Consider the following 22,349-nt stretch of genomic DNA (forward strand, 5'->3'; position numbering starts at 1 on the left):
TAGGATGAGGTTATGGTAGCCAAAATCTCGCCTTTCGACGTTCGCAGCGCCCTTTCCACCGCCGCACCCTGGGCGGCGCAGCGGCTTCTCGACCGCGGACTGCTCTCCGACCAGGTGGCAACCGCCTTCATCGAGGAGGATGGGGCGCAGGGATCGTCGTTAAGCCGTGCGAGCCTTGCCAAAGCGGTGCGCCTGTCCGTGCGGATGCTCGCCCAAGAGGCGCCGGGGCACAGCGTTGAGGTGCGCGTGCCACCCTTCGTCGCGGTTCAGTGCATCGAGGGGCCTCGGCATACGCGCGGTACGCCTCCCAACGTCGTGGAGATGATGCCGGAGATCTGGCTGGGACTCGCGTGCGGAATGATTACCCTGGAGCAGGTGCAGACGCATATCGACATGTCGGGCACCCGCGCGGCAGAAATTGGGGCGCACCTGCCGGTGGCACGTATTCCTTAGAACCCGTGTTTCATAAAACCCGTGGGGGGATACTGAATTGGTGCCCGGGCGGGTGGGGCTATTAGTGTGAATGTCGTGGCCGATACCAACATTTCAGGTGCACCAAAGACCAAACTTTTGCCAATTTCGCCTTACGACGATTTGGGGGAGACATCCCCGCGTGAAGAATGTGGGGTCTTTGGCGTTTGGGCACCTGGCGAAGACGTGTCCAAACTCACCTACTATGGCTTGTTTGCCCTGCAACATCGCGGCCAGGAAGCCGCCGGTATCGCAGTCGGCGACGGCGACCAAATTCTCGTATTCAAGGATCTCGGGCTTGTTTCCCAGGTTTTTGATGAGCAGACGCTCGACGCTCTGAAGGGGCACGTAGCCGTAGGGCACACGCGCTACACCACCGCTGGAGCTCCTGCGTGGGAGAATGCACAGCCGATGTTCCAGATGGCCTCCGACGGCACGGACATCGCGCTGGGGCACAACGGCAACCTGACCAACCACCTCACGCTGTTTCACGAGGCGGTGGAAAAAGGCCTGATGCGCGACGAGGGCGAGCTGCCCAGCGACTCCGCAATCATGACCGCACTGCTTGCCGACGAAACCGGCAAGGTCGACCATCCAGAAGACCATGGCTGTAGCACCAACGTGGAAGCGGCCGCACTGACGCTGCTGCCGCGCCTGAAGGGTGCTTTCTGCCTGACTTTCACCGATGGTGAGACCCTGTACGCGGCGCGGGACCCGCACGGTGTGCGCCCGCTGTGCCTGGGCCGCCTGTCCGGTGGCTGGGTAGTTGCATCCGAGACCTGTGCGCTGGATATCGTCGGTGCCTCGTTCGTCCGCGAGATTGAGCCGGGCGAGATGGTGGCCATTGATGCCTCTGGTGTGCGTTCGCAGCGCTTTGCCGAGACCACCCACGCAGGGTGCATTTTCGAGTACGTCTACCTGGCGCGTCCGGACTCCAACATTCGCGGTCGCTCGGTCAACGCCGTGCGCCTTGAGCTGGGCCGCCAGCTGGCTCGCGAGTTCCCGGCCGATGGTGACCTGGTCATGCCTGTGCCGGAATCCGGTACCCCGGCGGCTGTCGGCTACGCCCAGGAATCCGGTATTCCGTTTGGGCAGGGGCTGACCAAGAACGGTTACGTGGGTCGCACCTTCATTCAGCCTTCGCAGACAATTCGTCAGCTGGGAATCCGTCTGAAGCTGAACCCGCTGAAGGAAGTTATCGCCGGTAAGCGCCTGGTTGTGGTCGATGACTCCATCGTTCGCGGCAATACCCAGCGCGCCCTGATCCGCATGCTGCGTGAGGCCGGGGCGAAGGAAGTGCACGTGCGCATTGCCGCTCCGCCGGTGAAGTGGCCGTGCTTCTACGGCATCGACTTTGCCTCCCCGGGTGAGCTGCTGGCCAACGGCGTGGATGAAAACGACATCGTCGCCGGTATCGCAACTGCGATTGGTGCCGACAGCCTGGGCTTTGTCTCCATCGATGGCATGGTGGCTGCGTCCGAGCAGGCGCAGAGCGACGTGTGTTGTGCGTGCTTCGATGGCAAGTACCCGCTGGGTCTGCCGGAGGGCAACCCGAATGCGGCGGCCGTGGAGAGAATGCAGGCAGCGCAGGCTGCTAAGGCCGCGACGAGCAATTAGCCGCGAAACCTCCCTAGAATGAACTACGAGAACTGAACCGAGAACAAAGCGCAGCGGTCCTGCGGCTTGCAGTCTGTGAATCGCGGCCTGGCGATCACGGTTTGTGAATCACAGCCTGTGGTCACAGGTTGCATACCGCAACCGTTGCTTTGTTCCTGGTCCGCCAATACTCCCGGATTCGGCAGTGATGTCGCCCGGGGGAGAAAGTTTAAAGCGAGAGCCTCTAATGACCGAGAACGTTTCTGGTGCTTCCTACGCTGCCGCCGGTGTCGATATCGAAGCCGGCGACCGCGCCGTTGAACTATTCGCCCCGATTGCAAAGAAGGCCACTCGCCCAGAGGTCCGTGGTGGACTGGGCGGCTTTGCCGGCCTGTTTGCGCTGGGCAACTATGAAAAGCCACTGCTGGCCGCATCCTCCGATGGTGTGGGTACCAAGTTGGCTGTGGCGCAGGCCGTCGGCAAGCACGACACCATCGGCCTGGACCTGGTTGCCATGGTCGTCGATGACCTGGTTGTGTGCGGTGCAGAGCCGCTGTTCCTGCAGGACTACATTGCGATCGGCAAGGTTGTGCCGGAGCATGTCGCCGAGATTGTCTCCGGTATCGCCGAGGGCTGCGTCCAGGCTGGTTGTGCGCTGCTCGGTGGCGAGACCGCCGAGCACCCAGGTGTGATGGAGCCGGACGAGTACGATGTCTCCGCCACCGGCGTCGGTGTCGTGGAAGAGGACAAGGTCCTTGGCCCGGACCGCGTGCGTGAGGGCGATGTCATTATCGCCATGGAGTCCTCCGGACTTCACTCCAACGGCTACTCGCTGGCTCGCTACGTGCTTCTGGAAAAGGCTGGCCTGGAGCTCGACGGCTATGTTGAGGACTTTGGCCGCACCCTGGGTGAAGAGCTGCTGGAGCCGACCAAGATTTACGCCAAGGACTGCCTGGCCCTCATGAACGAGGCCGAGGTCCGCACCTTCTGCCACGTCACCGGTGGTGGCTTGGCTGGCAACATGGCCCGCATCATGCCGGAGGGTCTGACCGCCGACATGAGCCGCGCAACCTGGACTCCGGGACCGGTGTTTAAGACTATCGCCGATCTGGGCAACGTCTCCCGTGAAGAGATGGAAAAGACCTTCAACATGGGCGTTGGCATGGTTGCGATTGTCTCCGCAGAAGACTGCGACCGTGCGCTGGCTCTGCTGACTGCCCGCCACATCAAGGCTTGGGAGCTCGGTACGGTGCGCAAGAGCGAAGAAGGTGAGGACCGCGCCGTCCTGCGCGGCAACCACCCGCGCTTCTAGGTGTTTGCCTGTAGTCGGTCGGGACTGGAGTTGGTCGGGACTGGGGTTGGTCGGGACTGGGGTTGGGCTGCAAAACTGACAACCCAGAAATAACGTGGGCTGCAAATGTGAAACTGTGTAAGTTTATGACACTTTCCGGCCATTTTTCGGGCCATTTTTGCTATAAGCGGGGTCAGTAACTCGCATTGGCCGCCTGGCCCCACCGTCGCCGCACATAAACCACACATAAATGCGGTCGCTAAGCCTCCACCTCTGGCCAGCTAGGCAAAAACAAGCACCCACCAACGAACACGTCGGTGGGTGCTTGTTCTATTGAAATCAAAACGCTTTGCGGAAAATACGACAGCAGTTAGCTTGCGCTAGCTGTCGCGACCAGCGCCTGAGGCCCATTCCTCCCAGTCAGAGTAATAGTCGTCTCGATCGGACTCGTTCGACTTGCCGACGAGTTCCCGCTGCAGACGCTCCAAGTCCATTTCTGGTGAATCGTACTTGAGCTGACGGGCAACCTTCGCCTGCTTTGCTTTCGCACGGCCGCGACCCATGGCCTGACCCCCTTGTGTAATCCGTGGGGCGGCACGGGGATACGGCCGACCCACTTATGTCTTATTGCGTTAATTCCTGTAAAACACCATAGCCGATTTTTACACGAAGGGGTTACGCGGGGAGGCCCATGGTGGGTCATGTCCTCGCGCAACGACGGCTCAATACATGCTGTGACCTGTGGAAATGGCCTTTCTGAAAAAGAATGGAAAAAGTTATTTTTTCACCACTCTGTCTGGTGGCTTTACCTATTTCCGTTATCTATTGTCCGGCTACCGCCCACGCAGGCGGTTGATAGCCACGCGGCCCGGCGGCAGCTGCTCGGCACGGTCGATGGAGGAGGGGTCGACAGCCACGGCGCAGTCGCCGACCACAAGTCCCTCACGCTCCTGAGCTGAGCGTTTAAGCAGCGCCAGGGCAATCGGGCCGTAGTCGGCATGTTGCACGACAGTGCCCACACGCCCTACGGTGCGCTTGCCCATCATGACAGCATCGCCGGTCTCCGGTAGCGTAGCCGAGCCGTCGAGCTGTAACATCACCAAAACTCGTGGGGAACGACCAACATTATGGACCCGCGACACCGTCTCTTGGCCGCGGTAGCAACCCTTCTCCAAGTGCACGGCAGCCGTGTCGAATTCAGAGGCAATCCAACGCGGTGCCTCGTGGGGAATCATCTTCTCATCGACATCGAGCGCCAACTCCGGACGCAGGGAAACGACGCGCTCAGCCTCCCATCCCATCAGCCCAACAGGGGAGGCGCCAGCCGCGACCAGCGCGTCCCAGGCGCCGACCAAATCCTGTCGGCGCACAAGAACATCCACACGCCCACCACGTGGCCACGGCAGGTGCCGGACGTAGGAATGCCCCACCGTTGTAGCCTTGCCCACCTGCGGGAATGCAAGACCAGCGGCTACCAAAACCTCGGGGGACTTCGGCCCCATGACGGAGATAATTGCCCGCTCGACCTCTGCAATCTCCACCTTGGACCAGAACACCATCATGTTCAGGTACTTCAGCAGGGAGTCGAAGCCGACAGGGGGCACGTCGATAAGCACGGACTCGTCCAAAATGGTCAGCGTCATGTGATGGAGGACGTGACCGTTGGCATCCAGATTCAGCGCTTCAGTGACCGTGCCGGGGGTGGCGTCGTCGACTTTCTGCGAAAAAAGCGTGTTGAGATACGTCAGACGGTCCTCACCAGTAATCTCAATAACGCGGTAGTACGAGCGATCGACAACTCCACAGTCCTCCTGCAGATGCCGTTGCTCAACCAGCGGTCGGCCATAGTGCCATGCCACGCTGGCTTGCTCTGGAGTTCGCTCCGAGGTTTCCGCGGGAGCACTCGCCGAGCCTTCTATCTGCCCACCTGATTCGAGGGCAGCGGCGCCAGCCACGTGAGCCATCAAAGGACTTACATACTCAACACTCACTCCCTCATGTTAACCAGAAAGTCCCGAAATAAGCATGGATTAAGCTGGGATGCATGACGGATTCGCTTTCTTCTCTAGTGCTTATCGACGTCTTCGCAGACGGCGGCCCGGTTGCTGTCGAGGCGGCCCAGCCCTTCCTCTATGCGGACGATCTCGGGGCTATTCGCGGTGACGGAGTTTTTGAAACCCTCCTGGTCAGGGGTGGTCATACCTGCAACACAGACCGACACGAGAAGCGGTTTGCGTCCTCGGCATTGATGCTGGATTTGCCCGCCCCAGACTTGGAGCAGTGGCGAGCTGCCACCGAGGTTGCGTTGCAGGAGCTGCGCGCTAGGTCAATTGAGGGGGATGCAACGTTGCGGTGGGTCTACTCGCGTGGTCGTGAGTCCACCGGAAAGCCGACCGGCTACGTCTTGGCAAGCTCCGCCGCGAAGGTAGCGGAGAACCGCCTGAACCCGGTGTCGGTCATGCTCGCAGAGCGCGGGTTTTCCCTCGACCTTGGCTCCCGCGCACCGTGGGCTCTCATCGGTGCCAAGACGCTGTCGTACGCGGCTAATATGGCCGCCTTGCGCTATGCCAAGTCCAAGGGCTTCGACGATGTCATCTTCACCTCTGCGGAGGGAAACCTGCTGGAGGGGCCAACATCGACCATCATTGTGCAGCGCGGCAATGAGTTGCTGACTCCCAACCCCGGTGAGGGAGTTCTTCCTGGCACGACCCAGGCAGCACTGTTTGAAACCGCCGCCAACTGCGGATGGACTGTCACACCGACTGTCCTGGTGCCAGGCGACCTGTACACTGCCGACGCAGTGTGGCTGGTGTCCTCGGTGCGCATCGCAGTCGTGGTCAAATCCATCGATGGCGAGCCCATCCGCCAGCCGGATGCGGCCGCGGAGAAGGAATTCCGCGACCTGTGCGACGAGGCGCTGGCGACGCAGTAGGGCACGACGCGACAACAGCTGTGCAGTGACGCGGTAGGCCGCGACGCAACAAGGCCGAGCGGCGACGCGACAAGGCCGCGCAATGCCCGTCGTAAAGCGGTGTAAAGCGGGAAAACCTAGCCCGCGTAGCGCTTGAGCTGCGCAGACATTCGCGGGACGAACTCGTCTTCCCGTAGGCGCTCGTCCACCCAACCAAGATCGTTGTTCGGCATCAGGCCGTAGAGGCGCTTGCCCGGGCCGAGCGAGGCCGGACCGGTGGCGGTGACCATCGTGGAGGCCGCTTGCAGCTCCCACGCGCGCTCGGAGACCGGCTTGCCGTAGTAAATCTCGGTGACACCGGTGGAGTGGGCGCAGATGAACTCAATCTCGTCATCGTCGTTGATGCGCCAGAATCCGGTTTCGCGCTGGTCCGGGCCGGTTGGCTTGCCGTCTTCATCCAGTTTCCAGATGCGCGATTCATACTTCAGGTAATTCTCGCCATCGTGGCTGAAAATGAGCTGCTGGCCGAAGTTGTACTCGCCGTCGACGACGGTGTTCGCCTGCCCCTCGCCGCGCCAAACGCCGACGAGCGGCAGGAGCGCCAGCAGACCGTCATGAATATTCGGGCCAAAGCGCAGGTTTGCAGTCTCGTCGGGGATCGGGAGCCCCTCAAGCTCGGAGATATTGCGCGTAGCGGTGCTCTTGGCCTGCTCAGCTGCGCGGTTAATCGCCTCGTTGCCGTCGAGGCGAGGTGCGGCCGCAGCTACAGGCTCCTGTGCAGCGGCGTCTGACTGGTTGCTGCCATTGTTCTCGGTCATGCCTCACACTCTACCGCTGACGCTAGGCCAGCCACGTAGGGGCTGCTCGCGTACAGCGCCAACACCGCTTGACGACGGCCCTAGCGACGCACCCGACAGTTCTTCTCCGGCAACTCTTCCGCGGATTTCGCTGCTGCCTCCGCGTCCTGTTTAGAGGTCGGCGGCATGAAGTTTTTAGGCGAGACGGTGCAGAAAACCTGTTCGCCCTCAATGGTGATGGACCCGCCAGACACGTACACCCGAGTTGCTGGCATGCCCAGAGGGATCTCTGAATCCCGCAGCGTCAGGCGGAAGGTGTCCATGATGTGCTGAGCATCGGCCTCAGACAGCTCGGGCTTGCTGTGGCTTTTGGTGTCTGTCGGGGACATTGGTGCGGAAATAATCTCCAGCGGCGTGATAATCACGTCGCTGCTCACGATGCGTAACTTCGCCGCAACCTGGGTTTTCCCCTGCCAGCCAGGCGGGGTGGCCTCGAAAATCGCCTCGGTCTCCCAGCCGCCGGTGGGGGAGGAATCCTTCAGGCGCTGAATGCTCAAGTCTGTTAGGCCAAGTTTATTTCCCAGAGAGACGCCGTCGAGTGAGAGCTTGGTGAAGTACTGCTTTGTATATGACTCAGGGAAATCGCCACTGAGCACCGACGATGCTGGAACCTTAACGTTGGCAGCGCCGTATTCGAGGGACACCAGTCCGAAGTCGGGTACCTCCACGTCGCGGATACGCGAAGTCACGGAGCTCCACTTACCCGTCAGAAAAGATGACAAATACGCCTTGCCGCCAATGCCGACATATGGAGTCATCTCCAGCTGCGCAGTCTCTTGAATGTGCTTGGAGAGCTTGTACTCCGCATGGCTGGCGAACCCCATGTCGGTGGTAATCACCAACGCGGCAACAGCGAGGATTGAACCGCCAATTTTCTTCTGTCGTCGGGAAATGGACACACTCTATTAGTACCTCATCATTAGTGCCCCATTGCTTTAGGTTCAGACGACGTCGGCACGTGCTGAACCTGCTGCAACGTATATAGGGTGGGGCGTATGAACGTAACCGAACTGCTTGACGTAGACACCACCGCCGCCAGCGCACTGTTACAGCGCGCAGCCGCCGCCGACGGCGTGGAGGCGTTCGGAGAGGCCTTTGTCCGGGGGCTTGACGACGACTCCTTCGGCCACCGACACTTTGCGATTGTCGACAATGGCCGTTACCTGGGCCTGGCCGCAGTGGCTCCGGATGCCATGGAAATGGTTGTTGCCCCGGAATGTCGCAGGCAAGGTGTGGGGTCGAAGCTACTGGCGCACATCGATGCCGAGGTCGGTGAGCGTCTGCCAATGTGGTCTCACGGCGATGTTGCCGGCGCCAGTCGATTGGCAGAGCTGACGGGACGCAAGGTTGTCCGAGAGTTGCTGCAGATGGCCATTTCGGGTTCCGCGTTGGAGAAGGCCGCGGGGGACGTCGATAAGCGGGACGATGTCGAAGCCCTAACTCTGACTGCAGCGCGCGAGAAGTGGGGCGCGGCGGCGGTGGATAAGGCATGGTTGGCCGTGAATAATGAGGCCTTTGACTGGCATCCGGAGCAGGGCGGGTGGTCGCAGCCGCAGCTCGATCGTGCCAGGGCTACGCAGTGGTTTGATCCGGAGGGCGTGTTCTTTGCTGCAGATGTGGCAGGGGCGAGCGACAGCGCCGAGGAGATTTGCGGTTTCCACTGGACAAAGTGGCATGCCGAGGAATCCGTGCCGACCGGCGAGGTGTATGTTATTGGGCTGAGCTCGAAGGCGCGCGGGCGGGGGCTCGGGCGGTGGTTGACCAATGTTGGCCTTGCTCACCTGCGGAGCAGGGGCGCGGAGAAGGTCATTCTCTACGTCGAAGGTGATAACGCGCCAGCAGTGCGCACCTATCGTGCGGTTGGTTTTGAGGTCGCTCGACGCGATGTGATGTACGGGGCGTAGGGGCCGGCTGGGATGTAGGAACCAGCCGGGGGCGAAGAGGCTTACTTTGCTCTTAGGTTTTGGGGAATTTTCCCCTTCGGGCTGGCGTGGGGCTATGTAATTTTGAGAGTTTTAGAGCCTCATTTCACGATTTCTTACAGGGAAAATGAGAACAATTAAAGAATTACTTTTAACGTTCACCAATTGTTAATGTTTCGAACAGGTTCCGGTTACTATCGCTAGTTAACTTCAGCTCAGTGGACCGGAGTGTGGCGGTTCCACGAGAACTGTTTCACTCATCGTGTAAAACCTGGAGGATTTACTGTGCTGAAGAAGAACCGTGTGGCATCCGTAATTGGCCTGGCCGCTGTCGCAAGCCTCACCCTGGCTGCTTGCTCTGAAGAAGGCGGAGAAGCCGCATCTCAGGTTGAGGGCCTGTCTGACGTGACCGGTGAGCTGCAGGGTGAGGGCGCTACCTCGCAGCAGCGCGCAATGGACCTTTTTGCCACCAAGTTCGAAGAGACAGGCTCGACCCTGTCCTACAACGCATCCGGCTCTGGCTCCGGTCAGACTCAGTTCATTGCCGGCACCGTTGCTTTCGCTGGCTCCGACTCCCCGCTGAAGGAGAAGGACGGCAAGGACCAGGTCGCAGAGGCTAAGAAGCGCTGCGACGGCAACGACGCATGGCACCTGCCGATGGTCATCGGCCCGGTGGCAGTTGCGTACAACCTCGAGGGTGTTGACGTCACCCTGACCCCGGCACTGGTTGCTGAGATCTTCGACGGCAAGATCACCAAGTGGAATGACCCGAAGATTGCTGAGGCTAACGAGGGCGCCGACCTGCCGGAGAAGGACATCAAGGTTGTCTACCGCTCTGAGGAGTCCGGTACCACTGATAACTTCATGAAGTTCCTGAGCGCTGCTGCTCCGGACCAGTGGAAGCACGAGGCTTCCAAGTCGTTCCCGACCGCTACTGGCCAGGGCGCTAACGGTTCGGCCGGCGTTGTCAACGAGGTCTCCAACATCGACGGTGCAATCACCTACGTCGAGGCCGGCTTCGCTGAGGACAAGGACCTGGGCATCGCCAAGATGGACTTCGGTCACGGCCCAGTTGAGCTGAACAACGACACCGTCGGTAAGGCTCTGGACTCCGTTACGTTCAAGACTGAGGGTCACGACATGGTTGTTGACGCCGATGCTCTGTTCGCAATGGATGAGGAAGGTGCTTACCCGCTGGTCCTGACCACCTACGAGATTGTCTGCTCTGCTGGTTACGACGAGCAGACTCGTGACCTGGTTAAGAACTTCCTGAAGGTCGTTCTGGAAGAGGGCCAGGGTCCGGAGCTCGAAGAGCTGGGCTACATCCCAGTTCAGGGCGAGTTCAAGGACAAGCTGTCCGCAGCAGTCGACGCTATTAAGTAAAAAGACTGCTGCGCGCGACGCCAGTGACAACAGACTGAGTTCTGTTGTCACCGACGTCGACGCGGGGATAACTTCAGCCGGCCATGCAGGTTAGAGCTGTGGGCCGCAAAAACCTGATGTAGACCGGTTGGCTTTAATAAATCGACACCTCAGTTGATTGTGTACCGCTACCTAGGCGGTATTTGGGGCCAATCGGTCTTCGTGTGCGTTGAAGCACAAATGACTTCTATTTAGGAAATGAGATCATGAGTTCCTCGACTCCCATTGACGGGAAGCAGGAGGCTGTAGACAGCAGTCTGTTGCAGTCCTCAGCACCGCAGGTTGATTCCTCCGGCGATGAGAGCTCGGAAGAGCAAGCCATTCAGACCGGCGTTGTTCGTCCTGGTGACCGAATCTTCAAGATTCTGGCTGTCGGATCCTCCGCATTGGTGACTGCATCTATTATCGCAATTGCAGTGTTCCTGCTTCTGCGGGCAGTTCCGGCGCTTTCCCGTAACGAAGCAAACTTCTTCACCTACACCGAGCGATGGAACCTGGCAGACACCTCCGCCATGTACTTCGGTATTCCGAACATGTTCCTGGTGACTGTCGCGGTTTCCATCCTGGCACTGGTGCTGGCGATGCCGGTTGCGCTGGGTATCGCTATCTTCCTGACTGCCTATGCGCCAAAGAAGCTGGTCAAGCCGCTGGGTTACCTTGTGGACCTGTTGGCTGCAGTGCCGTCGATTGTTTACGGTCTGTGGGGCTTCATGGCTCTCGGCCCGGCTCTGGCTGGTCTGTACGGTTGGCTGGCTAAGACATTGGGCTTCATCCCGATGTTTGCGGTGTACCCAAACTCGCCGGCATTCGAGACCGGTCGAAACCTCTTTACCGGTGGCATCGTGCTGGCAATTATGATTCTGCCGGTTATCGCAGCTACCACCCGTGAGGTATTTGTCCAGACCCCGCGTGGACACATTGAGGCATCGCTGGCTCTTGGCGCTACCCGCTGGGAAATGGTCAAGCTGGCTATCCTCCCGTTCGGTCGCTCCGGCTTCATCTCCGGCTCGATGCTGGGCCTGGGTCGCGCCCTCGGTGAGACCATGGCTCTCTACCTCGTGATTTCCCCGTCCTCGGCATTCCGCGGTTCGCTGTTCGATGGTGGTACCACCTTCGCAACCGCAATTGCGAACGCGGCACCGGAGTTCAATGACAACCTCAAGGCCGGCGCTTACATGTCCGCAGGTTTGGTGCTGTTCTTGCTGACCTTCGTGGTCAACTCCGCAGCCCGACTGATTGCGAAGAAGTAGCAAGGTCGTAGGAAAAGAAAAGAGAAGTAACAATGACTAGTTCAACTACTGATTCTTCGCCTAACGGCCCCACCGACATGGTCCCCACCTCCGAGTCGGCATTCACCCAGATTAAGGGCTCCCGCAAGGTGGCGGACAACGTCTCCACGGTCCTGATTTATATCTGCATGGCTCTCGCGCTGATTCCGTTGGTGTGGGTATTGTTCGAGCTCGTCGTCCGAGGAACCCCGTCGCTGCTGAGCGGTGAGTGGTGGACCGCCTCCCAGCGTGGTGTCACCGTTGGTGCGGATGCTGGTGGTGTTGCCCACGCAATCGTCGGTACCTTGATTCAGGCCCTGGTCACGACCATCATCACCGTGCCGTTCGGTATCTTCGTCGCCATCTACTTGGTTGAGTACGCAGGTAACTCTCGCTTGGGTAAGATCACCACCTTCATGGTCGACATCCTCTCCGGTGTGCCGTCGATTGTCGCGTCGCTGTTCATCTACTCGATGTGGGTCGTCATGTTCGGCATGAGCCGCTCCGGCTTCGCTGTCTCGCTGGCACTGGTTCTGCTGATGCTGCCAATCGTTGTTCGCAACACCGAGGAAATGCTGCGCATCGTTCCTCACGAGCTTCGTGAGGCCTCCTACGCACTGGGTGTTCCGAAGTGGAAGACCATTTTGAAGATTGTGCTCCCGACCGCGCTGTCGGGCATCGTCACCGGTGTCATGCTGGCTGTCGCCCGCGTCATGGGTGAGTCCGCACCGATGCTGATCCTGGTTGCCACCTCGCGAATCATTACCTACAACCCGTTCGGCCAGTCGCAGTCCTCGCTGCCGCTGTTCATGCTGGACATGTACAAGGCCGGTAATACCGGTGCGGCATTCGACAAGATGTGGGGCGCAGCGCTCACGCTGGTTCTCATCATTGCCCTCATCAACATCCTGGCTCGCTTCGTATCCGCCAAGTTCTCCGTCAAGAGCAGTTAATTCTGGGCGCCTAACGTCCGCTATTTCAAGGAAGGTTTTTGAAAGACCATGGCTAAGCGCCTAGACCTTAACGATGTCAACATCTACTACGGCGACTTCCACGCCGTGCAGAGCGTTAATCTGCACGTCCCGCCGCGTTCCGTCACCGCATTCATCGGCCCGTCCGGCTGTGGTAAGTCCACCGTTCTCCGTTCACTGAATCGTATGCACGAGGTCATCCCAGGTGCCTACGTCACTGGCGAGGTGCTTCTCGACGGTGAAAACATCTATGGCCCGAAGATCGACCCGGTCTCCGTTCGTAACACCATCGGTATGGTGTTCCAGCGTCCGAACCCATTCCCGACCATGTCCATCGAGGACAACGTCGTGGCTGGTCTGAAGCTGGCTGGTGTTAAGAACAAGGCTCACCTCAAGGAGGTTGCCGAGAAGTCCCTGCGCGGTGCCAACCTCTGGGATGAGGTCAAGGACCGCCTGGACAAGCCGGGCGGAGGCCTCTCCGGTGGTCAGCAGCAGCGTCTGTGCATCGCTCGTGCGATTGCAGTTGAACCAGAGGTTCTGCTGATGGACGAGCCGTGCTCCGCTCTGGACCCGATTTCTACTCTGGCTATCGAGGATCTAATCCACGAGCTGAAGGAAGAGTTCACCATCGTGATTGTGACCCACAACATGCAGCAGGCTGCTCGTGTGTCCGATCAGACCGCATTCTTCTCCCTCGAGGCAACCGGCAAGCCGGGTCGCCTGGTCGAGGTCGGCCCGACCAAGAAGATCTTCGAGAACCCGGATAAGAAGGAGACCGAGGACTACATCTCGGGTCGCTTCGGCTAAATCGTGGCTTCGGCTAAAGAAAGGTGCGAATCTCGCACTGGTCAAGCCAAATAAACAAAGAGGCAAAAGCCCAGCACCTCGCCAATGTCCAGGCGAGGTGCTGGGCTTTTGTTGCGCGGCTGCTAGAGCGCGTACGTGTTTTGCCAGACGGTTGCTTAGCCGCGCGAGTGGTTTGTGGCGGGGCAAGCAGTTACTGACCCGGTTTATAGCACTACATAGCGAGTAAATAGCGTTCAAGTGCTATAAACTTAATCACTTTCTCGGGAGCGGACGGTGTTTGGTCCGGGTTGGCCTAAAAACCGGCTCCAGCTCGGCTCCAACGCGTCCCCAGCCCGCCTCAACCTGGCCCCAACGTGGTCTCAACCCGACCCCATCCTGACAGCCCCAGCAACCTACATCCGCAGGTGGCGCTCCAAGGCCTGCAGGCGACGGTTGAAGCTGCGCTGGTCCCGTTCGTCCTCAAGCTTGTCCAGGTACACATCCCGCTTGTAACCGGTGGCCAAGTAAACGATCCGGGCCGCAACCTCGACCGCGTGGTCCGCGTAGCGCTCGTAGAAACGGCTAAGCAGGGTGACATCCACAGTCTGCGCAGGGGAGTGCGGCCAATCATCGGAGTTGGTCAGCGTGAACAGGTGCTGGTGGATGTCGTCGATGCTGTCATCGGTCTTGTCCAAGGCCAATGCCTGGTCAACGTCATAGTCGATGAGTACCTGACGAGTTTCATGCGTCATCTGCTCAGACACAGAAGCCATCTCGCGGAAGTATCCCTCTACGGGCTCCGGCAGTGCCTTGTTCGGGTGGCGACGCCGGGCAACGTTGGCAATATGCACACTCAACGCGCCCATGCGGGAGATGTCCTCGACAATGTAGAGGCCGCTGACAATCTGCCGGAGGTCACCAGCTACAGGAGCTTCGCGTGCCAACAGCTCAAAGGCTCGCTGCTCCGCATCCTGGCGCAGGTCCTCGAGAGAATCAATCTGGGAAAGAACGGTTTCAGCCGAGACTAAATCAGCTTCAAAGAGGGCCTTGTTCGCAAGCTTGTGCATGGATCCAACTCGGTCACACATCACAATGAGACTGTGGGCCAGGTTGTCCATTTGTTCTCGATAGACAGTGCGCATGCGTTTCATACTAGGCAATCTGAAGCAAGCCCGCGCGATAGTCACGCAATAGTGGGGAGCCCCCAATTACCCTCGCAGATTTACCCCAAGCAGTCGTACAGAACCGAGAACTAGCCGCCAGAGTGCATAATCTCCGCGCCCTCGGGCACGGTGTCGTCCTCCGGGTCGTCCAGCCAGCCCTCCGGCAGCACCACCTTTGCAGGGGAACCTTGTCGCCCGCGGGCACCGTCAGCGTCCTCTGGGAGGATGTGGGCGCTGGGGCCGTCGTAAAGCGGTGTGAGAATTTCATCGAGCGTTGCCAGCGAATCGACGCGCGCGAGAGCCTTACGGACCTCACCGCCGGCGGGGTATCCGCGCAGGTACCAGGCGATGTGCTTGCGCAGGTCGCGGCAGCCCTTACGTTCTCCCTCATGCTCCACGAGCAGTTCCGCGTGACGACGGATAATCCCCGCGACCGCACCAAAAGTTGGTGCCGGCGGCACTTCTTCGCCACGCAGCTCGGCAGAAAGCTGCGCGAACAGCCACGGGCGACCAAGGCAGCCACGACCGACGACGACACCGTCGCAGCCGGTCTCATCGAGCATTTTGCGGGCATCGGTGGAGGCGAAGATGTCGCCATTGCCAAGCACCGGGATGTTGCTGAAGCCGGAGTCGACCATGTGCTCCTTCAGCCGCGCAATCTGTGACCAGTCGGCGTGACCGGAGTAGCGTTGCGCCGCGGTGCGGGCGTGTAGAGCAACAGCTTTGGCACCCATCTCGGCGGCGATTCGGCCGGCATCGAGGTGCGTGTGATGCTCGTCGTCGATACCGACGCGGAACTTCACCGTCACGGGGGTGTCGGCGCCCTCCGTGGCTTTGACGGCCGCGGCGACGATGTTGCCAAAGAGGCGACGCTTGTACGGCAGCGCCGAGCCGCCGCCCTTGCGAGTGACCTTTGGTACCGGGCAGCCGAAGTTCATATCGATGTGGTCGGCGAGGTCTTCGTCGACGATCATCTTCGCGGCCTCGTAGGTCCATTTTGGATCGGTGGTGTAGAGCTGCAGGCTGCGGGGATTCTCGTTGGGCGCGAATGTGGTCATGTGCATGGTCTTCTCATTGCGCTCGACTAGCGCTCGTGCGGTGACCATTTCGCAGACATAGAGGCCTGAGACCGTGCCCGTGCGCTGCAGCTCCTGCTCGCGGCACAACGTACGGAAGGCCACGTTGGTGATACCGGCCATCGGCGCGAGTACCACGGGGGAGGCGAGCTCAAAGGGGCCGATGTGCATGTGCGAGGACGTGGCATCGGCGGGTTTGGCGGCGCTGAGTGGACTCGTGGAGGTATCTAACACGTACAGTATTGTGTCACGCTGAACTGCCGTTTTCGAATCTGTTTTGGCTGGCGGATTGGATCGGGCGGTTAGCGCTGCGTGCGCGGATGCCTGACGACGACCACCGTTCGGCGGTCCCTCCCACCGGGGAGCTCGGTGGTGTTGCGGAGAATTTCCAGAATGTGGTTCGACTCCTCGTCGAGGTGCTCGGTGGGTTCGTCGAGAAGCAGGATTGGCGCTGTGCTGACCAGCGCGCGGGTGAGAATGAGCCTGCGTCGCTGACCACCTGAGAGACTGTCCGCGCCGCTGTCCAGAATCGTGTCCAGTCCGTCGGGTGCGGCGTCGACCCATTCGCGCAAACCCACGGTATCCAGTACGGAGTAGATGACATCATCGCTGACCTGCGGATTGCCAATGGAGATGTTATCCCGCACCGTGGTGGCGAAAATGTGCTCGTCTTCGGCGACGAAGCGCACTAGATTGCACGGTTGGGTGTTTCCGTGAGCCTCCCCGGTACTTGCTTCACTGCGCCACAGTTCGTGGCCATTTTCGTCGGTGACGGTCACCGTGCCCGCAATCGGCGGGATGAGTCCGGCGAGGGTTTTCAGCAACGTAGTCTTGCCGCTTCCCGACGGCGCCGTAATCTCCCGGTATCCGCCGAAGGTGACTTCGAAGTTTTGCATCGGCAGTTGGGTCGGCTGAGATGCTGTGGCCTGCGCTGACTGGACAGCGGTCCCTTCCGTGTTGCTCGAAGCGTGGCCGTCGGGGTAGCCCACTACTAAATCTCGTACCTGCAGCGTTGGCTGAACTGCCAGGTGGTCCTGGGGGAGTGCAGACGAGGGTACTGGTGCATCCGCCGGGTCAGCTGCGTCGGCCTCGTCGGAGCCGCCCGTATTCGCCGCCAGCGCCAGCAATGCTTCGCGCGATCGCGCCAGCGTCTGCGCTGCCGCAGGTAGCGGGCCAACCGACTCAAAAGCAGCCAGTGGAACCAGAACCAGAACCGTCAGCCACTCCGGGGAATGGGCCAAACCGCCTCCGGTGCTTCCGGTGCCCGCGGCAGAGTCCGTCACCAACCACGAGGCGACGACTACGGTGAGGACAGCCGTCAGCACGCTGGCCGCGGTGCTCAATGCAGAGGCTCGCGCATTTGCCCGGCCAGTGGCGTCATCGATGGCCGCAACCTTCTTACTGGAGGCCGAGGCGGCAGAGACTGCCTCATCCAATTGGCCGTGGATGCGCAGGCCCGCGGCGTCGGAAAGCAGCGTTTCGACGGCGCCGGCATGCGACTGCAGCGCGGCCGCGCGACTCTGACTCGAGCGTGCAGTGGCGCGGTACGTCAAGTATGGCGCAACGCCGCCTGCGAGAAGCAGCCCCACTGCCAGCAGAACCGCAGCGGTGGGGGAGAGGATTGTGACGAAGACAACCGCGATGAGCGAGGTCATAAGCGCCACCAGCGCGGGCACGATTGAGCGCACGATGACATCGGCCAGCGCGTCAATATTCGTGCCCAGCGCTGTGACAATATCGGAACGCTCACGCAGCGCCAGCGTGCGAGCGCCCACGAAATGCTCCCACAGTTTCACCCGGGAGCGCTCTGCGGTACGTAACGCCACGTCATGGGAGACCAGCCGGTCGAGGTATCGGAACACAGCTCGCGAAATACCCAGCGCGCGCACAGATGTAACCGCCAGAGTGATGTCCATCAGCGGCGGCTTCTGCCAGGAACGCGTAATCAGCCACGCCGACACCACGGTCAGGCTCAGTGCGGACAGCAGCGTGATGGTGCCCGCCAACACTGGCCACACCAGGTCGCGGGGGCTCACCAGTCGACGAAGCGCTTGCAGGATAGTCATCGCGACTGCACCTCCACCACGTCGTCGGCCGCCGCAATCAGTAGCGGATCATGGCTGGTGGCAATCACCGTGGCTCCGCGCCGGGCACGTGTGCGCAAGATCCTAATCACGGACTGTGCACTGTCGGCATCCAAGTGGGCCGTCGGTTCATCGAGGAGGACGAGGTCGCGGGTGTCGTCGGCAAGCTCGCGCCGAAGTGCCTCCCGCTGACGTTGCCCGAGCGAGCGCCGCGAATTATCGCCCACCGCAGCCGCGTCCAACACAGGACGCTGGGGTAGCCACGCGATGCGTTGCAGCAGGTCCTGGCCACGGAGAATGCGCTTGCCGTCGCGGATGGTTACGGAGCCCTCCAAGCCCTCGTGCACAATTCCGGCGACAGCGAGCAGCGCCGTCGTTTTGCCCACGCCGTTCGGTCCCGCCAGCACGGTTATCGCGCCAGGCCGCGCGACGGCGCTTAGCTCACTTGGTCGTACGCCGTCTCGCCCCGGCGCGGAGAGTCTCTCGAACACGACTGTGGGCGCACTGTGGGCGCTGGGGGTACTGCTTGACGACGTTCCTTCGGTCGGCCCCTCCACAGTTTCAGCGGTGGGGTTCGTGGAGTTCGGAGCCTGGCAATCTTCCTTGTCCAGATCCTCCCCGTCCAGATTCTTTCTGTCCAGCAGTTCCGTGACCTCGGTGGCTGCGACCACACCGTCCTGAGCTGCGTGGAACTTCTGACCAACCTGGCGCACGGGGCCATAGATTTCCGGGGCGATAATGAGCACTGCCAGACCAGTGGCCAGTGTCATGTGGCCGCCCAGGAGCCGGAATCCGATACCGACAGCGATGAGCGCAATTGACAGGGTGGTTAGGAATTCCAGAACTGAGGAGGACAGGAAGGCGATGCGCAGGACCTCCATGGTGGACTTCCGGTGGCGGGTCGACAGGCGCTTGATCTCCTCGCTGGGAGCGTCGGCCATGTTGTGTGCCTTAAGTGTTGGCAGGCCGATGACCAGGTCGAGAATCTGGCCGCGCACCGTACCGATGTCGGCCAGGCGGCGTTCCGTGCGGCCCTCAGTGAGGCGGCCCACCAACCACATAAACAGCGGGATGAGAGGCAGCGTGACAACTGCGATGGCAAACGACGGGAGGTCCAACCACGCCACCGCGACCAGTGCCATTGGGGTAGCCAGAGCTGCCGCCACCAGTGCGGGAAGGAATTCCGCCACGTAGACGGCCACACCATCGAGCCCGACCGACAGCAGCGCGCGCCAATGCGCGGTGTCGACTGTGCGGGGATCGCGCAGAGCAAGGGCTCGCAGAGCACGGCTGCGAAGGTCTGTCGCCACGCGTGCACCAGCTGATTGGCCGAAGCGCACCAGGGCGTAGGAACAGGCCACCCGAACGATTACGGAGGCGGTGGCTACCACCGCAAACAGTGTCCAGTTGGGAGTCACCTCGCCCAGAACCTGCGCCGTAATAGTGCCAATGGCCAGACCTAACGCGATTGTGGCACCTGTGCTCGCGGCGGTCAGTGCGCCCGCGAAAATGACCCAACGCCAGGCTGGGGCCGACAGCTTGAACAGTTTCGGATCGACAGGTGCCACTTTTTAGAAACTAACCTCCAACGGACAGACGGCTACGAGACCTTGCGCTCCGCCATCAGTCGCTTGCGGAACACCCAGTATGTCCACGCCTGGTAGGCAATCACTAGTGGGGTAATCGCAAGCGCGGTCCAGGTCATGATTTTCAGCGTGTAGGGGTTAGAGGCGGAATTCCAGATATCGAGGGAAACGCCGTCGGCAAGCGTTGTCGGCATCAGGTACGGGTACATGGCGCCGAAGACGACGGTCGTGACGGCAATTACGGCGATGGCGGTGGCGGTAAAAGCGATGCCGTCGCGATTGCCCACGGTGGCGGCGATCGCAATGAACAGCCCTGCTACCGCGATGACGACAACAGCCCATAGCCAGGTCTTTCCGTAGCCAAGCTGCGTCCAGATGAGGAACACTCCACCGAAAATCAGCGCTGACAGAGCTGGGATGCGAGCCGCATTGCCGACCTCGTCACGCAGCTTGCCGGCAGTCTTCAGGCGCAGGAAAGTCACCGCGTGAAGAGCGAACACAGCCGCAAACGCAATGCCACCGACCAGTGCGTATGGGGTCAGCAGTCCCAACAGGGTGCTGAAGCCGGAGTCCAGGTTCTTGTCGGCGTTCAGCGGGACACCACGCACCAGGTTCGCGACGGCTACGCCCCACAGAATCGGCGGCAGCCAGGAGCCGAAGATAATCGCGCGGTCACACCAGGCGCGCCAGCCTTCATCGTTGACCTTCGAGCGCCACTCCAGCCCGACAATACGGACAATCAGCGCCACCAAAATCAGGAAGAGCGGCAGGTAGAAGCCGGAAAACATGGACGCATACCACTCTGGGAACGCTGCGAAGAGCGCGCCACCTGCGGTAATCAGCCACACTTCGTTGCCGTCCCACACCGGCCCAATCGTGCCGAGCATCGCTTTACGACGCGGCTCATCGCGGCCAACAAACGGCAGCAGCATTCCGACGCCGAAGTCAAAGCCCTCAAGAAGGAAGTAGCCGGCGAAGAGGAACGCGACCAGGATAAACCACAAAACGGGAAGATCTAATCCGAACATGTCAGAGGTACATCCTTATCTACTTTGTGTCCTCAGTCGCGGAGACTTCGGAGTCGGGGCTAGTAGCGGACTGGGCATGGACCTTGTTGAAACGCACTGGGGACGAAACAATCGCGCCCAGATCGGTAGCGATTGGCGACGACGGACCCGCATGGTCAGGGGCATTGCCAATGGCACTGATGGCCTCAGTGGATTCGGTCGGAGGGCCGGCAATGACTGCGCGGCGAATCAACCAGAACCACACCACTGCCAAAACCAGGTAGAGCAGGGTAAAGCCCACCAGCGTAATAATCACCGTGGCCGGCGCATGGTCGGACACACCCATGTCGACGGTCATGCGCAGCAGTTCCGTGCGGGGGTCGCCCGCGTGATCAGGGTTGGGGTGCACAATCCAGGGCTGGCGTCCCATTTCCGTAAAGATCCAGCCAGCGCTGCTGGCCAAGAACGGGAATGGAATTGCGAGGATGCTGCAAGCAGCGAAAATGCGGGCTCGCTTGCCCGTCGGCACGCGCCCCTTGCGAGTGAACAGCCAAGCGAAAAACGCAATGGCCAGCGAACCGACCATGAGCCCAATCATGGCGCGGAAAGACCAATAGGTGACGAACAAGTTCGGGGAGTAATTGCCCGGACCGAATAGGGCCTCGGCCTTTTCCTGCAGATCTTGCACGCCCTGGAGTGTGACGCCACTGAACTTGCCCTGCGCCAGGAACGGCAGCACCCACGGCACCTCGATAAGGTGCAGCACTGAATCACAATTGTTGTGCGTGCCGACGGTCAAAACCGAGAACATCGGATCCGTCTGCGTGTGGCACAGGGACTCGGCCGAAGCCATCTTCATCGGCTGCTGCTCGAACATCAGCTTGGCTTGGATATCGCCGGTGATAAACACCGCCAGCGAGCTGAGCACAGTGGTCCAGAGCCCGACTTTCATGGTCTTACGGAACGTCTGCTCGTGGACAGTATCTCTCTGACCACCGCGGCGGCTCTGAACCAGCCACCAGCCACTGACACCGACGACTAGCGTGCCAGCCGTGAGGAAAGAGCTGGCCACGGCATGCGGGAACGCTGCCAGAGCAGTGGAGTTGGTCAACAGCGCACCTAAGTCCGTCAGCTCAGCGCGGCCGGTTTCCGGGTTGTAGACCGCGCCCACAGGGTGCTGCATGAACGAATTGGCGACGATGATGAAGTACGCCGAGATATTCACCGCAATGGCGACAATCCAAATCGAGAGTGTGTGCATCCAGGTTGGGATACGACCCCAGCCGAAAAACCACAGGCCCAGGAAGGTCGATTCCAGGAAGAACGCGATGAGCCCTTCAAGGGCCAGTGGGCCGCCGAAGACATCACCAATCATGCGGGAGTATTCCGACCAGTTCATACCGAACTGGAATTCCTGGACGATACCCGTGGCCACGCCCATGGCGAAGTTAATGATGAAGATGGTGCCGAAGAACCGTGTCGCTCGGTACCAGAGATCATTCTTCGTCGTGGCCCACAGAGTCTGCATAAGTGCGACAAGCGGGGCCAGGCCAATGGTCAGCGGGACAAAAATGAAGTGGTAGACGGTGGTTATGCCAAATTGCCAACGAGATATATCGACGACATCCATGTTTCCTCGACTGAATAAGTAGACATAAAAGATGCGTGTACTCCGCCTGGGTTTGCCGAAGTTTGCATCGAGTGTCCGCAGTAATCCTGCTTACTAGTTCAGTCGGATGGGGAGACCCAAAAGTTCCTGGGTGTGAACTAATCGACTAGCGGAGGGAAAAACTCGCAGAGGACAGATCTCGCAGAGGGCAATTATTAAAAACATGCGCACAATTGCTAGGCTATTTTGTTGCGCGGGCCTTTAGCTCAGTTGGTAGAGCTACGGACTTTTAATCCGCAGGTCGCGGGTTCGAGCCCCGCAGGGCCCAC

At 60.3% G+C, this 22,349-nt stretch carries 19 protein-coding genes and 1 tRNA gene; 10 read left to right on the forward strand and 10 right to left on the reverse strand.

The window, feature by feature from the left end; translation table 11 throughout:
- Positions 1-12 precede the first annotated feature (12 nt).
- From Q0U90_RS08605 to purM, 3 genes are all read left to right on the forward strand, one after another.
- The gene (locus tag Q0U90_RS08605) at positions 13-453 is read left to right on the forward strand and encodes a sterol carrier family protein (RefSeq protein ID WP_297453648.1); all 441 of its coding nucleotides are present in this window, start codon (positions 13-15) and stop codon (positions 451-453) included.
- 117 nt (positions 454-570) lie between these two features.
- Entirely contained in the window at positions 571-2,088 is a 1,518-nt protein-coding gene (gene purF / locus Q0U90_RS08610) for an amidophosphoribosyltransferase (RefSeq protein ID WP_297453704.1), read from the forward strand.
- 226 nt (positions 2,089-2,314) lie between these two features.
- Positions 2,315-3,379 (forward strand): phosphoribosylformylglycinamidine cyclo-ligase, encoded by a 1,065-nt coding sequence (gene purM, locus Q0U90_RS08615; RefSeq protein ID WP_297453651.1) that lies wholly within the window; start codon positions 2,315-2,317, stop codon positions 3,377-3,379.
- Positions 3,380-3,738: 359 nt separating this feature from the next.
- Here the strand turns inward: purM and Q0U90_RS08620 are convergent, their stop codons facing one another.
- A complete protein-coding gene (locus tag Q0U90_RS08620; protein ID WP_005511943.1) occupies positions 3,739-3,921 on the reverse strand; it encodes a DUF3073 domain-containing protein in 183 nt (60 codons plus the stop codon).
- A gap of 270 nt (positions 3,922-4,191) precedes the next feature.
- Entirely contained in the window at positions 4,192-5,349 is a 1,158-nt protein-coding gene (locus tag Q0U90_RS08625; RefSeq protein WP_297453660.1) for a folate-binding protein, read from the reverse strand.
- A 53-nt stretch (positions 5,350-5,402) separates the two neighbouring features.
- Between Q0U90_RS08625 and Q0U90_RS08630 the strand changes: the two genes are divergently transcribed.
- Complete coding sequence (locus Q0U90_RS08630; protein WP_297453663.1) at positions 5,403-6,290, forward strand: aminodeoxychorismate lyase; 888 nt, start codon at positions 5,403-5,405, stop codon at positions 6,288-6,290.
- 116 nt (positions 6,291-6,406) lie between these two features.
- On the opposite strand, the gene Q0U90_RS08635 is transcribed toward Q0U90_RS08630, so the two are convergent.
- The gene (locus tag Q0U90_RS08635; RefSeq protein WP_297453665.1) at positions 6,407-7,087 is read right to left on the reverse strand and encodes an FABP family protein; all 681 of its coding nucleotides are present in this window, start codon (positions 7,085-7,087) and stop codon (positions 6,407-6,409) included.
- Between the two features lie 80 nt (positions 7,088-7,167).
- Entirely contained in the window at positions 7,168-8,025 is an 858-nt protein-coding gene (locus Q0U90_RS08640; protein ID WP_297453668.1) for a DUF2993 domain-containing protein, read from the reverse strand.
- A gap of 96 nt (positions 8,026-8,121) precedes the next feature.
- Between Q0U90_RS08640 and mshD the strand changes: the two genes are divergently transcribed.
- The 5 genes from mshD to pstB all read left to right on the forward strand — a co-directional run bounded on the left by mshD (position 8,122) and on the right by pstB (position 13,516).
- Entirely contained in the window at positions 8,122-9,030 is a 909-nt protein-coding gene (mshD, locus tag Q0U90_RS08645) for a mycothiol synthase (RefSeq protein WP_297453671.1), read from the forward strand.
- 303 nt (positions 9,031-9,333) lie between these two features.
- Entirely contained in the window at positions 9,334-10,431 is a 1,098-nt protein-coding gene (pstS, locus tag Q0U90_RS08650) for a phosphate ABC transporter substrate-binding protein PstS (protein ID WP_297453674.1), read from the forward strand.
- 245 nt (positions 10,432-10,676) lie between these two features.
- Entirely contained in the window at positions 10,677-11,720 is a 1,044-nt protein-coding gene (gene pstC / locus Q0U90_RS08655; RefSeq protein ID WP_297453677.1) for a phosphate ABC transporter permease subunit PstC, read from the forward strand.
- 77 nt (positions 11,721-11,797) lie between these two features.
- A complete protein-coding gene (gene pstA, locus Q0U90_RS08660) occupies positions 11,798-12,691 on the forward strand; it encodes a phosphate ABC transporter permease PstA (protein WP_297453707.1) in 894 nt (297 codons plus the stop codon).
- 48 nt (positions 12,692-12,739) lie between these two features.
- Complete coding sequence (gene pstB / locus Q0U90_RS08665; RefSeq protein WP_297453680.1) at positions 12,740-13,516, forward strand: phosphate ABC transporter ATP-binding protein PstB; 777 nt, start codon at positions 12,740-12,742, stop codon at positions 13,514-13,516.
- A 392-nt stretch (positions 13,517-13,908) separates the two neighbouring features.
- Here pstB and phoU read toward each other — a convergent pair whose 3' ends face one another.
- From phoU to Q0U90_RS08695, 6 genes are all read right to left on the reverse strand, one after another.
- Positions 13,909-14,637: a phosphate signaling complex protein PhoU gene (gene phoU, locus Q0U90_RS08670; protein ID WP_297453683.1), complete on the reverse strand. Its 729-nt coding sequence runs from the start codon at positions 14,635-14,637 to the stop codon at positions 13,909-13,911.
- Positions 14,638-14,747: 110 nt separating this feature from the next.
- Positions 14,748-15,905 carry a tRNA dihydrouridine synthase DusB gene (gene dusB / locus Q0U90_RS08675; RefSeq protein WP_297453710.1) on the reverse strand — a complete coding sequence of 386 codons (1,158 nt, stop codon included), beginning with the start codon at positions 15,903-15,905 and terminating at the stop codon, positions 14,748-14,750.
- A 131-nt stretch (positions 15,906-16,036) separates the two neighbouring features.
- Positions 16,037-17,800 carry a thiol reductant ABC exporter subunit CydC gene (gene cydC, locus Q0U90_RS08680; protein ID WP_297453686.1) on the reverse strand — a complete coding sequence of 588 codons (1,764 nt, stop codon included), beginning with the start codon at positions 17,798-17,800 and terminating at the stop codon, positions 16,037-16,039.
- Positions 17,797-19,386, reverse strand: a complete 1,590-nt coding sequence (locus Q0U90_RS08685) for an ABC transporter transmembrane domain-containing protein (RefSeq protein WP_297453689.1) — start codon at positions 19,384-19,386, stop codon at positions 17,797-17,799. The genes cydC and Q0U90_RS08685 overlap by 4 nt, the downstream gene beginning before the upstream one ends.
- A gap of 32 nt (positions 19,387-19,418) precedes the next feature.
- Positions 19,419-20,432 carry a cytochrome d ubiquinol oxidase subunit II gene (cydB, locus tag Q0U90_RS08690; RefSeq protein ID WP_297453691.1) on the reverse strand — a complete coding sequence of 338 codons (1,014 nt, stop codon included), beginning with the start codon at positions 20,430-20,432 and terminating at the stop codon, positions 19,419-19,421.
- Between the two features lie 19 nt (positions 20,433-20,451).
- Positions 20,452-22,041 carry a cytochrome ubiquinol oxidase subunit I gene (locus Q0U90_RS08695; protein WP_297453694.1) on the reverse strand — a complete coding sequence of 530 codons (1,590 nt, stop codon included), beginning with the start codon at positions 22,039-22,041 and terminating at the stop codon, positions 20,452-20,454.
- Between the two features lie 234 nt (positions 22,042-22,275).
- Between Q0U90_RS08695 and Q0U90_RS08700 the strand changes: the two genes are divergently transcribed.
- Positions 22,276-22,348: transfer RNA gene (locus tag Q0U90_RS08700), tRNA-Lys, on the forward strand.
- Position 22,349 lies beyond the last annotated feature (1 nt).

The sequence above is a fragment of the uncultured Corynebacterium sp. genome (assembly GCF_946998835.1).
Classification (GTDB): domain Bacteria; phylum Actinomycetota; class Actinomycetes; order Mycobacteriales; family Mycobacteriaceae; genus Corynebacterium.